Source organism: Streptococcus mitis (genome assembly GCF_946190275.1).
GTDB classification, from domain to species: Bacteria; Bacillota; Bacilli; order Lactobacillales; family Streptococcaceae; genus Streptococcus; species Streptococcus mitis_DC.
In genome coordinates this window covers 1-14,277 of sequence record NZ_CAMHZQ010000027.1, presented here as the reverse complement: position 1 = coordinate 14,277, position 14,277 = coordinate 1, and the positions used below count along the sequence as shown (strand labels likewise).

Below are 14,277 nucleotides of genomic sequence, written 5' to 3'. Positions count from 1 at the left end.
CCCACAAATGAAGGTAATATTCATTTCTACACTTATATACAATTCCCTGCACTTCTTCATACAATTCTTTAAGCATAGTGTTCCCCTTTCTGTGTACAGTCTAACAGATTCAGAAACACTTTTGGCACATTTCATCCATTCTGTCCCCTTCACCGCCTCAACTGCACAAAAAAGAGAGGACAAGCCTCTCTTTGAGTTATAATTCTGCAATTTGGTTTAGGTTTACTTCTGCAACTGTGTCATTACCAAACATAGAGATAATCATTTTCACTTTGTTATTATCAATTTCTGTAATCTTACCAGTGTAGTCTGCAAAAGCACCATCAATAATACGTACAGTTTGACCAACTTCAACATCGATATCAAACTCTTGTACGGTTTGTCCCATAGAAACCAAGATATCACGGATTTCTTGTTCCAATAATGGAGTTGGTTTTGATCTATTTCCGTGAGATCCAACGAATCCTGTAACGTTTGGTGTGTTTCGAACAACAAACCAAGCTTCATCTGTCATGACCATTTCTACAAGAACATAACCTGGAAAGCGATTTTCTTCTACTTCTTTTCTCTTTCCATTTTTTTCAACTTGCACTGTTTGTGTTGGAATTTCAACGCGTAGAATATTATCCAACATATTGTAGGTTTGTGCACGTTGTAATAGATTTTCTTTTACCTTATTTTCATAACCAGAATAAGTTTGTAAAACAAACCACCCTTTATCAAAACTATCCATGATATTTCCTTTCATAAATAGAAGATTTCTAGTGTAATTAACTCCACTAACCTTCTAAAAAATGTTAATAAATCGAATCAAACCTGAAACAATCAACTGGTCAAAAATGTAAATAATTACTACAAAGAAAGCCGTGTATTCCATAATAGAACGAAAATCTCTCCAGCTTTCCTTGCGAGTTGGCCATGTTGTGTCTTTAAGAAGTCTAAAAATATCTCCAATAAAACGCATCGCTCTCTCCTATCTCGTTTCTCTGTGTGTAGTATACTTGCCACAATGCTTACAAAATTTATTTACTTCTAGTCGTGTAGGCTTGGGGGTTCCACTAATCTTGATTGAATAGTTTCTCGAACCACAAACCGCACAAGCTAGGCTTGCTTTTTTTAGTGCCATAACGCCTCCATCTTATCTATTATAACAAGAAAGCAAGGCTTTGACAAGCATCTTAGCGAAATAGATTGACTACTGAATCCCATATCGTTTGAGCTTTTTCCTTAATCTTAGCATCCGAGATAGCCCGACTAGCCTCATCTACTAGACTTTGCGCACGTCCTCGAATATCAGACAAATTATCATCTGTCTGGCTATTATCATTGGTTTGTACTTGTCTTTTTGTGTTAGCTGGTGCAATTCCATTTTGCTTATAAGCATTTTCAACTGTAAAGGTACTTCCTGGCGTATAAGGTAAAATGGTATTTGCAATATTTCTAAAGACATGGGCTGCACCGTTTGATGTAGAACCCGCTAGATAATGATTTTCATCAGTGGTCGGAAAACCAAGCCAGTGGCTAATCACTACATCTGGAGTATAACCAATTACCCACTGATCACTTGTGTATTCAGGATTAAAAACAGCTTCAGTTGTCCCAGTTTTCCCTGCCATGACATAGTCTGCAGGCGATGAACTAATACCCGTTCCGTTTGTGAATGTCCCTAACATCATACTGGTCATCTTATCAGCTACAGACTTATCAATCACCCGTTTTTGTGAATTTTTATGGCTTGCAATAACCTGCCCACTAGCATTTTCAATTCGACTAATAAAATGAGCTTCAGGCATTAAACCTTCATTGGCAAAGGCAGCATATGCTTGAGCCATTTGCAGAGGATTGGTTTCAACACCGCTTCCCAAGGCGACACCAAGAACACGGTCGACTTTTTCCATGTTGAGTCCAAATTTTTCTCCTGACTCAAAAGCTTTATCAACACCCAAATCATTAACGGTGGCAACAGCAGGTAGATTAAGCGATTCTGCCAAGGCTTGATACATGGGAACTTCACGACTCTTTTTGATTCCTGCATAGTTATCTACCTTATAGCTGTCATACTGCATGGTATGGTTATCCAACTGCTTGTTCAAAGCCCAACCTGCCTCAACTGCTGGAGTATAAACAACTAAAGGCTTAATTGTGGAGCCAGGGCTACGTTTTGATTGAGTTGCATAGTTGAAATTCCGGAATCCAGTTTTATCATTGTCAACAACCTGACCGACAACTCCACGAACTCCTCCTGTTTTCGGTTCGAGAGCGACACTTCCTGATTGTGCAAATGTTCCATCCTCTGCTCTCGGAAATAGCGATGTATTTTCATAGACAACCTGCATATTTGCTTGGTAGTTTTGGTCCAGTTCTGTGTAAATGCGGTAGCCATTATTTACGATTTCTTCCTCTGTTAGATTATACTTGGAAACAGCTTCATTAACCACAGCGTCAAAATAAGAGGGGTAACGGTAATCTGAGATTTTTCCTTCATACTTATCTTGTAATTGAGACGTGATATCAACTTCTGCAGCTTCGGTTTCTTGGTTTTTATCAATGTAACCCGCTGCAACCATATTTTGTAAGACAGTGTCGCGACGATTGGTAGAATCTTGTACGGAGTTCAAAGGATTATACAGTTCCGGCCCTTTGAGCATCCCTGCCAGAGTCGCAGCTTGATCCAGACTCACTTCTGATGCAGAAACTCCAAAGTATTTCTTACTCGCATCTTCTACACCCCACACACCATTTCCAAAATAGGCATTGTTAAGGTACATGGTTAGGATCTGATCCTTGCTATATTTTTTAGTCAATTCTAAAGCCAAGAAAAATTCTTTCGCTTTTCTCTCAACAGTTTGATCCTGCGACAGGTAGGCATTTTTAGCCAGCTGTTGGGTAATAGTAGAGCCACCACCTGAACGACCAGCAGTGACAATCGCCAAGAAGAAACGACCATAGTTAATCCCGTCATTTTTATAAAAAGAGCGGTCTTCTGTCGCAATAACGGCATTCTGCAAATTTTTACTGATATCAGTCAATTCAACATAAGTTCCTTTTTGACCAGACAAGGCACCAGCCTCCTTTTCTTCACGGTCAAAAATGATAGTCCGAGTTTTCAAGGCATTTTGCAAATCGTTAACATTGGTTGACTTAGCTACAGCAAACAAATAGGTTCCAACTAGCAAGCCTGCACTCAAACCTAGTATAAGGACAATCTTTGTTAGATGATAACGACGCCAGAATTTTCGAATTGGACCTACTTGGGCTAATTTTTTTCGATCACTACGAGAGCGACGTAAGCTAGTAGAATCAGAGTCCTCTAGTTCACTTGTTTCTTTTTTAAAAAGAGAAAGAAATTTCTCAAACAATTTATCTAATTTCATGCGTTTATTTTATCATCTTCATCATAGGAAGACAAGAATTTAGCTATTTCCTATCCAAATAGGGCTTTTTTTGTTACAATATCTGTATGAAATTCACATTTACATTACCCGCCTCTCTACCTCAAATGACGGTAAAGCAATTACTTGAGAAACAACTCCTCATCCCTAGAAAAATCCGTCATTTTTTGAGAATCAAGAAACACATTTTGATTAATCAGCGAGAAGTTCATTGGAACGAGATGGTAAATCCTGGAGATGTTTGCCAATTGACTTTTGACGAGGAAGATTATCCCGAAAAAGAAATTCCTTTGGGCAACCCAAACCTCATTCAGGAGGTTTATCAAGACCAACACTTGATTATTGTAAACAAACCAGAGGGGATGAAAACGCATGGTAATCAGCCAAACGAAATCGCCCTTCTGAACCATGTCAGTGCCTATGTTGGCCAAACCTGCTATGTCGTTCATCGTCTAGACATGGAAACCAGTGGCTTGGTTCTCTTTGCCAAAAATCCTTTTATCCTGCCTATTCTCAATCGCTTACTGGAGAAAAAAGAGATTTCTAGGGAATACTGGGCACTAGTTGATGGAAATATCAGCAGCAAAGAGCTTGTTTTCAGGGACAAAATCGGACGTGATCGCCATGACCGCAGAAAACGAATAGTTGATACAAAAAATGGGCAATATGCTGAAACGCATGTAAGCAGATTAAAGCAATTCTCAAACAAAACTTCCTTGGTTCGTTGCAATCTAAAGACAGGGCGAACACATCAAATCCGTGTGCACCTTTCGCATCATAACTTCCCTATTTTGGGCGACCCTCTCTATAATAGTAAATCAAAGACAAGTAGGCTTATGCTTCATGCCTTCCGACTTTCCTTTACCCACCCGCTTACTTTAGAGAAATTAAGCTTCAATGCACTTTCAGATACTTTCGAAAGAGAATTAAAAAAGAATGGATGATAGCGCCATCCATTTTTAAATATTTAAAAAGCAAGACCAGAGGCCTTGCTTTTTTATCGACTCATGAATTATTTAGCGATTTTTGCGAAGTATTCAAGAGTACGAACAAGTTGTGCAGTGTATGACATTTCGTTGTCATACCATGATACAACTTTAACCAATTGTTTACCGTCAACGTCAAGAACTTTAGTTTGAGTTGCGTCAAACAATGAACCGTAAGACATACCTACGATATCTGAAGATACGATTGGATCTTCTGTGTAACCGTATGATTCGTTTGAAGCTGCTTTCATAGCTGCGTTCACTTCGTCAACAGTAACGTTCTTTTCAAGAACTGCTACCAATTCAGTTACAGAACCTGTTGGAACAGGAACACGTTGAGCAGCTCCGTCCAATTTACCGTTCAATTCAGGGATAACCAAACCGATTGCTTTAGCAGCACCAGTTGAGTTAGGAACGATGTTAGCTGCAGCAGCACGAGCACGGCGAAGGTCACCTTTACGGTGTGGTCCATCAAGAAGCATTTGGTCACCAGTGTAACCGTGGATAGTAGTCATCAATCCTTCTACAACACCAAAGTTATCATGAAGAGCTTTAGCCATTGGAGCCAAACAGTTTGTAGTACATGAAGCACCTGAGATAACTGTTTCAGTACCATCAAGAACGTCATGGTTAGTGTTAAATACAACTGTTTTAACATCTGATCCACCAGGAGCAGTGATAACAACTTTCTTAGCACCACCAGCGTGCAAGTGTTTTTCAGCAGCTGCTTTAGTAGCAAAGAAACCAGTTGCTTCAAGAACGATGTCTACACCGTCGTTAGCCCAGTCGATTTGTTCTGGATCACGTTCAGCAGAAACTTTAACGAATTTACCGTTAACTTCGAATCCACCTTCTTTAACTTCAACAGTACCGTCGAAACGACCTTGAGTTGTGTCGTATTTCAACAAGTGTGCAAGCATAACTGGATCTGTAAGGTCGTTGATACGAGTAACTTCAACACCTTCTACGTTTTGGATACGACGGAAAGCAAGACGACCGATACGTCCGAAACCGTTAATACCAACTTTAACTACCATTAGTGATTTCCTCCTTATGAAAATCATGAAATTTTTATTGTGAAAAGAGTAACTTGAATCACTACAAATCACCTTTCAACAAACCTATTATATAACTATTTGAGTTGAATTGCAAGTACGGGCATTGTTTTTCTATGTTAGTTTCTTTTTTGGGGACGATAATCTAATAACGCCCTTGACTATTCATATCGTAGCGATTCTACAGGATCCATTTTACTAATTTTACGTGCTGGGAAGTAGGCTGAGACATAACCAAGTAATAGAGCGAAAGCTAGAGTTCCTAAAACAGATAAAAGATTTAATTCAAAAACCTTAGTGATGGATGGGTAAAAGTGATTTACAATCGCATTCGCCAAACTTCCCACCCCTTGTGCAACCAAAAATGCCAGCAGCAAGGCGATCCCTACAATCCAGATAGCCTCGTAAATAAAAATCCCTTTGACATCATGATTTTGATAACCAACTGCCTTCATGACACCTATTTCCTTAGAACGTTGCATGATATTGATGTAAATGATGATACCAATCATGACCGCTGCTACCACAATAGCTTGTGATGAAAGTACAATCAATAATCCCTGAATGACACGAATAAAAGTAATCACAATATCAAGAACCTTCTGTTGAGAAAGAACAGTATACTTCTTGTTTTGCTGCAATTCTTCTGTTTTCGCTTTTGTTTGTGATGGATCTTTGAGTTCCAAGATAAAATAAGATACAGCTTTTGTAAATCCAGCTTCTTTCAAAATTGTTTCCATTTGATGAGACGGCATGAAACTGTTGCTGTCCTCCATATCATCTTCATCATTGATCACACGCACAATCTTCGTTTGAAATTGAGCAGTCTTGCTAGCTTCGGCAGCATTTTCTACAATACTTGCTGAGACTGATTTGCCAATAACATCACTAGCTGTCAGATTTTTTCCTGTCTGTTCATTCCAATTTTTTAGTAAACTGCTTGTAATTGTCAAACCCTGTTCATTTGTATCAGTATAGAGGGATCCAGCCAACACTTTGTCCGTCTCATTACTACTAACAGAGATACTTGTATCCTCATAGAGACTCACTACTTGAGCATAAGAAGGCATCGTTTGACTCAGATCCATTTCTTGCCCATCTATAGTCATATTTGCCATGGTCATCCCAAAAGGACTCTCCAAATATTTAATAGCTTCTTTCCCAACTGTATCCGTGATATAGTTCTTATCGTCTTGGTTCAAAAAGCCTCGTCCAACATTTTTTGTGTTTAAAGCAATCTGAACTTGAGAAGGAATTTGACCTCCATTCGTATTTTCATCAATCATCGAAATCAAAGCATTTCCCAAGCCGAAAGAAATTAAGACTCCTACAAAACCGATTGAGGTTGCTAGCGCAATCAATAGGTTACGCCATTTTCTTTCCATAAAGTTATTTAAAGAAAGTTTGAATTTATTTTTCAATGATAATCCTTTATTTTTTGACTTCTTCAACGACTTCACCATCCTTCATTTTGATAATCACATCTGCATATTCGGCAACCTCTGGATTATGGGTTACGATCAATACTGTTTTCCCTGTTTGGGCTAATTTTTTAAACACTTCCAATACCATTTCTTGGGATTGAGAATCCAGCGAACCCGTTGGCTCATCTGCTACAATCATATCAGGCTGATTTACCAAAGCACGCGCGATTGCTACACGTTGCTTTTGCCCGCCAGAAAGCTGTTTAACATTTTTAGTAATAAAAGGCTCCATGCCCAAGTTACTTAATTGCTCCTTTGCAATCATTGTCATCTCCCTGTCAGATAAATCTTTGACATAGAGAGGTAGCTTGACATTGTCCAAGACAGACTGATGTGGAATGAGGTTAAAGTTTTGAAACACAAATCCAATCTTATCTTTACGAAATTGAGTTAGTTCAATCTCTGATAAGTCACGGAGGGATTCCCCTTTAAACTCTAAATCTCCTTCATATTGTCTATCTAAACCGCTGATGATGTTTAGTAAACTGGTTTTGCCACAGCCTGATGGACCGTAAATCGCTGTAATTTTACCTTTTGCGATTTGCAGATTTATATTCTTTAAAGCCTGCTCTTGATGTTTACCGTCCAAAGTGTAAAACTTTGAAATATTTTTAATGGATAAAATGGACATTCTTTCCCCCCTTATTTAAAACTGTTATCGTCATACATCATAATTATAGAAAATCCTTCAAGTTGATTGACTCTATAGGCCTACTACTTAGAATTTTCGCTCTATTGCCGAGTTTGCTTCTGGATGTATAGCAAGTAATACTCTTCGAAAATCAAATTCAAACCACGTCAACGTCGCCTTGCCGTACTCAAGTACAGCCTGCGGCTAGTTTCCTAGTTTGCTCTTTGATTTTCATTGAGTATAAAATTCATTTTAACAAAAAAGCGACATTTCCCCAATGACAGAAATGTCACTCCTATAAAGCATTTAACAATACCTTTCTAAGTCTTCGCTCCATTCATTATCTAAACTAACGATTAACTTCTCATTACCAAACATCCTCGCCATCATTTTTGCTTCTTCATACTTTTGTTTTGCTGTATCATAATCGGTATGAATATAATATTTCCACTCCACCATCAAGACAATCGGTTGCTTTTGGAAATCTCGTGTTTTTTCAGAAATCCAATTAAGTTTTTCCACAGCTAACTTAAATAACTCTAAGTCATTCAATAATTCACAACTTCCTAGCCCTGCAAATAACACATCACGAACCAGAAATAAATCGTCCGTACCGCTCTTTTCTACGTTATTACACACTTTTTGAAACATTAATTGAAGTTTCTGCTGTTCGCTACTAGATAACTGTCCTTTTTTTATATTTTCTAAATAACTACACAAAAAATACAATCTAATTTTTAAAAGGTCTGAAAAGGAAAATTCTCTTTGATTCCATAGTTCCTCAAAAGATTCATCTAAAAGCGCTATTCCATACTGTTCATTATCCGTCGCTCTCACTTCATCTATTGCTTGAAGACAATCCACTATCATCTTCTCATCACGTGGCAAATCATCATAAAAACATTCAAAAATCTCATCGAAATATTCTTCCTTTTGTTCCTGCAACTCCTTGTCTCCATAGTCAGGATGATGTAAAAGAAAGTACTTTAATTCTTGGTAACGCTTCGGTAATTCCTTATAATCTGGCATCAAGACGTAGGAAGGAATTTCTAATCTATCCGCAATATATTCTAGGGTTTTTATCGTCGGGCGAAACTCTCCTTTTTCTATCCGCACCAGCTGACGGACTGATAATTCAGACTCATCCCCGCAAAAAACTGGACGACTAAGTCCTTTTTCTTCTCTAAGGATTCGTACCTTCTCTCCTAATTCATTCACTTCTCTTTACCTCTAGGATCATTCCAAAACCTTTGATAACCAAACAAACATATGCATTTATTATAACATTTTATCAAAAAATGTACAAAAAGAGACATTCCCTATAACAGAAATGTCACTGCTATAAACTCTTTAACGATATCTTTCTAGATCCTCGACCCATTCATTGTCTAAACTAACAAGTAACTTCTCATTGCCAAACATCCTCGCCATCATTTTTGCTTCTTCATACTTTTGTTTGGCTGTATCATAATCGGTATGAATATAATATTTCCACTCCACCATCAAGACAATCGGTTGCTTTTGGAAATCTCGTGTTTTTTGTCCTATTTTATTTAAGGTCTCGACTGCCCTCTTAAAATAATGAAACAGCCCCATAATTTCTATACAAGCTAAAGAAGCTAACAAGGAATCTCTAAGTAAGTCCAAACAATCGAACTCTATCTTATCAACCTGAGAACTTAGTTTGTCATGAAAACAAAGAATGGTTTCATGCTCAGATTCTTTTATCTCACCCACATTTAAACCATCCATTAACTGACAGTTGAAATACAGTCTCAGTTTCAACAAGTCCTCGGCTTTGTATACATCTCTGGATAGTAAATCTTGAAGACCGTCTTCAATCACACCACTTCCGTATAAGGAATTACTGGTCGCTCTCACTGCATCTATAGCTTGAAGACAATCCACTAGCACTTTCTCATCACGGGGCAGGTCATCATAAAAACACTCAAAAATCTCATCAAAATATTCTTCCTTCTGTTCCTGTAACTCTTTGTCTCCGTAGTCAGGATGACGAAGAAGAAAGTATTTTAATTCTTGGTAACGCTTGGGTAATTCCTTATAATCTGGCATCAAGACATAGGACGGAATTTCTAATCGTTCTGCAATGTATTCTAGTGTTTTTATCGTCGGGCGAAATTCTCCTTTTTCGATCCTCACCAACTGACGGACTGATAATTCAGACTCATCCCCGCAAAAAACTGGACGACTAAGTCCTCTCTCCTCTCTTAAAAGTCGCACTTTATCCCCTAACTCATTTATCTTGTTCATTTGCCCCTCGCATGATTATAAAAGATTTGATTTTCAAATAAATATATGCGATGATTATACCATTTTTCAAATAGAATTACAAAAAAAGAGACAGGAAATTCCTGCCTCTAGGCTGATAACAATTATTTACGACGTCCTGGTCTTTCTTTGTAACCATAGTAAGAATCTTCGATGATTTCTTGCATGTGGTCAACCATTGGAAGGCGTGGGTTAGCAGGTGAACATTGGTCTTCGTAAGCAAGGAAGGCCAACTCACGTGAATGTTCTTTCCATTCTTTTTCGTCAACACCTTGTGCTTTGAAGTTCATTTGGATACCTACACGCTCACCAAGTTCGTAGACAGCTTTTGCGTAAGATTCCACACCTTCTTCTGGAGTAGAAGCTGGAAGCCCAAGCATACGAGCGATATCTTGATATTTCTCGTCTGCACGGTAGTAGTTGTACTTAGGCCATGTTGCTGTCTTAGCTGGACGTGTACCGTTGTAGCGGATGACGTATGGAAGCAAGATTGCATTTGTACGGCCGTGGATTGTGTGGAATTGGGCACCAATCTTATGGGCCATTGAGTGAGAAATACCTAGGAAGGCATTGGCAAAGGCCATACCAGCGATTGTTGAAGCGTTATGCATTTTCTCACGTGAGTGGAAGTCTGCATTCTTAACTGAGCTTTCAAGGTTTTCAAATACAAGCTTGATGGCTTGAAGTGCAAGACCGTCAGTGTAGTCGCTAGCCATTTGTGATACGTAAGCTTCAGTCGCGTGGGTCAATACATCCATACCAGTGTCCGCAGCAACAAATCCAGGAACTGTCAATACCAAGGCAGGGTCTACGATTGCCACAGTTGGTGTCAATGAGTAGTCAGCGATTGGGTATTTACGGTTGTTTGCTTTATCAGAGATAACGGCAAATGGTGTTACTTCAGATCCTGTACCAGATGTTGTTGGAATCGCGATAAATTTAGTCTTCTTACCAAGCAATGGGAATTTGAAGGCACGTTTACGGATATCCATGAATTTTTGTACAAGGTCACGGAAGTCCACTTCTGGTTGTTCGTAGAAGAGCCACATTACTTTAGCAGCATCCATTGGAGATCCACCACCGAGAGCGATGATTGTATCTGGTTTGAAGGCACGCATAATCTCAGTACCACGGTTTACAGTTGTGATATCTGGATCTGGTTCTACATCAGCGAAGATTTGGTAAACAACCTTATTGCGACGAAGGTCAAGTTGTTCGATGATACGATCAAGGAAACCAAGCTCTACCATGGCATGGTCAGTAACGATCATGACACGTTCAACGTCACGACATTTTTGAAGGTATTGAATTGAATCACGTTCAAAGTATGTTTTTGAAGGAAGTTTCATCCATTGCATGTTATTTCTCCGTCTTCCGACTTTTTTGATATTCAAGAGGTTAATGGCACTAACGTTATCCCCAACTGAGTTGCGTCCGTAAGAACCACATCCAAGTGTCAATGATGGCAAGAAGGCATTGTAAACGTCCCCGATACCACCGAAAGTAGAAGGTGAGTTACAGATAACACGAATAGCTTTAACAGCTTTACCAAATTCTTTGGTCAATTCTTCGTCAGCTGTATGGATGGCTGCTGAGTGTCCAAGACCGTTAAATTCAACCATTTGACGAGCTTTGGTAATACCATCTTCGCGGCTTTCAGATTTCAAAACTGCGATAACTGGTGACAATTTTTCACGAGTCAATGGCTCGTTTTCACCAACTTCTTTACATTCAGCAGCAAGAATGTTTGTTCCTTCTGGAACTGTAAATCCTGCTTGTTCTGCAATCCAAGTTGCTGGTTTACCAACGATGTCAGCGTTCAATTTCGCACCAGCACAGTTTTTGCTATTTGCTTTCACGCCGAAGCAGAATTCTTCAAGAAGTGCTTTTTCTTTTTTGTTTACAAAGTAAGTGTGATATGATTTGAACTCTGCTACAAATTCATCGTAAATTTCTTTATCAATGATAACCGCTTGTTCAGATGCACAGACCATACCATTATCAAATGATTTAGACATAACGATATCGTGTGCTGCTTGACGGATGTTTGCTGATTTTTCAACATAAGCTGGAACGTTTCCGGCACCTACCCCAAGAGCTGGTTTACCACATGAGTACGCAGCCTTCACCATTGCGTTACCACCTGTTGCAAGGATTGTCGCAACACCTTCGTGGTTCATAAGAGCACTAGTTGCTTCCATAGATGGTTCAGTGATCCACTGTACGCAGTTTTCAGGAGCACCAGCTGCGATAGCTGCATCGCGGACGATACGAGCTGCATGAGCAGATGATTCTTGTGCTGATGGATGGAAGGCAAAGACGATTGGGTTACGTGTCTTCAATGAAATCAATGATTTGAAGATTGCTGTTGATGTTGGGTTTGTTGTTGGAGTGATACCACAAACAACACCAACTGGTTCAGCGATAAGAGTCAAACCTGTTACATCGTCTTCTTCGATAACGCCAACTGTCTTAGTGTGTCGCATGTTGTTTACTACGTGTTCACAAGCAAACAAGTTCTTAGTTGCTTTATCTTCAAATACACCACGTCCTGTTTCTTCAAAGGCATGTAAAGCCAATTCTCCGTGGGCATCCAAAGCTGCTACTGATGCTTTGGCAACGATGTAGTCAACTTGCTCTTGATCCAACTTACGCATTTCTTCAAGGGCAACAAGAGCTTTTTGCACCAATCCATCGACATGCTTTTCAGCAGCGAGTTTCTTTTCCTCTGGTGTCACAGTTTTTTTATCAGCCATATTTTCCTCCATAGCTTTCAAGGATCGATATCCTTTGTTAATTTTTTCACAAGTTTATTATAACGCATTATTTCAACTTTGTAAACAGTTTCATAAACATTTCACAAAGAATTTTTAAATCCTTGTGAAATTTTTCTCATTCTCTTTACTTGTCACGTTTTTCCTTTAGAGTTTGTGAAATTTATTTCAAATATTTTTTTATTTCACAAGCTTGCTTGGAAGAGAGACTTGGAAAGAAAGGGATTTACAGGTAAGCGCTTACTTAAATGTTCTAATAATACCTCCTTTGATAAGGAGGCTTTATTTTTGTTGAAAAACGCCTTGTTTAAAAGTCCCTTCATAAACAACTTCTTGTTCTGTTGTTAGTTTTCCTTTTCCTTCAGCCTGACCATTTACAAAATCACCTTCGTAGGTCCAGCCTTCTTTAGATTGAAAGGTACCTTTTCCGTTGAAGGCTCCATTGTTGAAACTACCTGTATATTGGTCTCCATTTTGGAAGGTGATGGTTCCTTGGCCATTCATTTTACCACGGACAAGAGTGCCGTCGTAAACAATCGTTCCATTATCAAGCTTTAGAACACCTTTTCCGGGAATATTTAGAAAAAAGACGAGTACAGCACAGAAAACAATGGTAACTACTGCCAAAAGCTCTAAACGTGGACGAGTCAGATAGACACGATACTTTTCGTAAAAATTCTTAAGATTTTCCACCTTCACTCTCCTTTTCTAAACGTTCTAACCAAGCTTGACACCCCTCTTGAACACGCTGATAAGTGTCCTCAAAATCACCTGTATACCAAGGATCTGGAACACTTTCAGATGCAAATGAGTAAATCTTATCTTGACAGTCTACTGGACACATCTGACGTAAGTCAGAAACATTTGAAGCATCCATGCCGATAATATAATCAAAGTCTTCAAAATCTTCCTTACTAATCTGAAGCGATGTCTTGCCTTTATCATAAGGAATCTCATACTGTTTAAAAATCCCTTGAGTTCCCTTATGAATCGGATTGCCATGTTCCCAAGAGGAAGTCGCTCGACTTTGGATTTCATAATGATCTGTCATTGATTTCATAACAAACTCGGCCATAGGGCTGCGGCAAATATTTCCCAGACAGACAAAGACTAGTTTTTTCATCCCATTTCCTTTCTTTTATAGAAAAACGGGAGTTAGTAATCCCGTCTTATTTTTCAATTGCACCTTCGAGTGAAGCTGTTTCTTTCAGCGGTAATACTGTCTTGATAGCAGCTAGTTCAAAAGTCAAGTAAACTCCATCTACATCAAGAACAATTGTTTTCTTTTCTGTATCTACTTCATCGACTGTTCCATAAAGTCCACCGATTGTAATAACTTCATAGCCTTTTTGTAGTTTATTTAAGCTTTCCATACGTTTTTGTGCTTGTTTCTTTTGAGAGCGTTGCGTAAAGAACATCAATCCCACCATAGCCACAAGAATGATTAAAAATGTATATTGTGATTCCATTATATTCTCCTTTGTCTTTTACATAGGACTACTATATCAAATTTCAGCTACTTTTACAAGATTGTACCTTGCTTTTCTAGTAAGAAAAATCAGAGCCTGCGCCCTGATTTTTAGGATTATTTGGCTCTATAATATTTGTAGTGGGTAAATCCCCTATGGATCTTATGGAGCCTATTTTTGTGTAGAAAAAAAGTCCC

14 protein-coding genes and 1 pseudogene are annotated in these 14,277 nt (G+C 38.7%); 1 reads left to right on the top strand and 14 read right to left on the bottom strand.

Translation table 11 applies throughout. The features are described from left to right. From N8M20_RS09830 to pbp2a, 5 genes and pseudogenes are all read right to left on the bottom strand, one after another. Nucleotides 1–76: pseudogene (locus tag N8M20_RS09830) on the bottom strand (sigma-70 family RNA polymerase sigma factor); the annotation flags it as partial. A gap of 120 nt (nucleotides 77–196) precedes the next feature. Then, nucleotides 197–733: a transcription termination/antitermination protein NusG gene (nusG, locus tag N8M20_RS09825; protein ID WP_000376740.1), complete on the bottom strand. Its 537-nt coding sequence runs from the start codon at nucleotides 731–733 to the stop codon at nucleotides 197–199. A 54-nt stretch (nucleotides 734–787) separates the two neighbouring features. Further along, nucleotides 788–964 carry a preprotein translocase subunit SecE gene (gene secE / locus N8M20_RS09820; protein ID WP_001210991.1) on the bottom strand — a complete coding sequence of 59 codons (177 nt, stop codon included), beginning with the start codon at nucleotides 962–964 and terminating at the stop codon, nucleotides 788–790. 9 nt (nucleotides 965–973) lie between these two features. Beyond that, nucleotides 974–1,126, bottom strand: coding sequence for a 50S ribosomal protein L33 (gene rpmG, locus N8M20_RS09815; RefSeq protein WP_014017356.1), 153 nt, complete (start codon nucleotides 1,124–1,126; stop codon nucleotides 974–976). A 52-nt stretch (nucleotides 1,127–1,178) separates the two neighbouring features. Then, entirely contained in the window at nucleotides 1,179–3,374 is a 2,196-nt protein-coding gene (pbp2a, locus tag N8M20_RS09810) for a penicillin-binding protein PBP2A (protein WP_261080464.1), read from the bottom strand. A gap of 86 nt (nucleotides 3,375–3,460) precedes the next feature. On the opposite strand from pbp2a, the gene N8M20_RS09805 reads away from it, so the two are divergent. After that, nucleotides 3,461–4,336 carry an RluA family pseudouridine synthase gene (locus N8M20_RS09805; RefSeq protein WP_261080463.1) on the top strand — a complete coding sequence of 292 codons (876 nt, stop codon included), beginning with the start codon at nucleotides 3,461–3,463 and terminating at the stop codon, nucleotides 4,334–4,336. 68 nt (nucleotides 4,337–4,404) lie between these two features. Here the strand turns inward: N8M20_RS09805 and gap are convergent, their stop codons facing one another. The 9 genes from gap to yajC form a co-directional block, all read right to left on the bottom strand. After that, nucleotides 4,405–5,415, bottom strand: a complete 1,011-nt coding sequence (gene gap / locus N8M20_RS09800) for a type I glyceraldehyde-3-phosphate dehydrogenase (protein WP_020903608.1) — start codon at nucleotides 5,413–5,415, stop codon at nucleotides 4,405–4,407. A gap of 179 nt (nucleotides 5,416–5,594) precedes the next feature. Further along, nucleotides 5,595–6,896, bottom strand: coding sequence for an ABC transporter permease (locus tag N8M20_RS09795; protein WP_261080462.1), 1,302 nt, complete (start codon nucleotides 6,894–6,896; stop codon nucleotides 5,595–5,597). After that, nucleotides 6,865–7,548, bottom strand: coding sequence for an ABC transporter ATP-binding protein (locus N8M20_RS09790; RefSeq protein WP_219967505.1), 684 nt, complete (start codon nucleotides 7,546–7,548; stop codon nucleotides 6,865–6,867). The genes N8M20_RS09795 and N8M20_RS09790 overlap by 32 nt, the downstream gene beginning before the upstream one ends. Before the next feature lie 306 nt (nucleotides 7,549–7,854). Beyond that, a complete protein-coding gene (locus N8M20_RS09785; protein ID WP_261080461.1) occupies nucleotides 7,855–8,766 on the bottom strand; it encodes an XRE family transcriptional regulator in 912 nt (303 codons plus the stop codon). Nucleotides 8,767–8,898: 132 nt separating this feature from the next. Further along, on the bottom strand, nucleotides 8,899–9,819 hold the full coding sequence (locus tag N8M20_RS09780; RefSeq protein ID WP_261080460.1) for a helix-turn-helix domain-containing protein: 921 nt from the start codon (nucleotides 9,817–9,819) through the stop codon (nucleotides 8,899–8,901). Nucleotides 9,820–9,941: 122 nt separating this feature from the next. Then, the gene (adhE, locus tag N8M20_RS09775; RefSeq protein WP_261080459.1) at nucleotides 9,942–12,593 is read right to left on the bottom strand and encodes a bifunctional acetaldehyde-CoA/alcohol dehydrogenase; all 2,652 of its coding nucleotides are present in this window, start codon (nucleotides 12,591–12,593) and stop codon (nucleotides 9,942–9,944) included. Between the two features lie 300 nt (nucleotides 12,594–12,893). After that, nucleotides 12,894–13,304 carry an MORN repeat-containing protein gene (locus N8M20_RS09770; RefSeq protein WP_261080458.1) on the bottom strand — a complete coding sequence of 137 codons (411 nt, stop codon included), beginning with the start codon at nucleotides 13,302–13,304 and terminating at the stop codon, nucleotides 12,894–12,896. Further along, nucleotides 13,291–13,734 (bottom strand): low molecular weight protein-tyrosine-phosphatase, encoded by a 444-nt coding sequence (locus tag N8M20_RS09765; protein WP_261080457.1) that lies wholly within the window; start codon nucleotides 13,732–13,734, stop codon nucleotides 13,291–13,293. Before N8M20_RS09765 ends, N8M20_RS09770 begins: the two co-directional genes overlap by 14 nt. A gap of 46 nt (nucleotides 13,735–13,780) precedes the next feature. Beyond that, nucleotides 13,781–14,080: a preprotein translocase subunit YajC gene (gene yajC, locus N8M20_RS09760; RefSeq protein ID WP_000445810.1), complete on the bottom strand. Its 300-nt coding sequence runs from the start codon at nucleotides 14,078–14,080 to the stop codon at nucleotides 13,781–13,783. Between the last annotated feature and the right edge of the window lie 197 nt (nucleotides 14,081–14,277).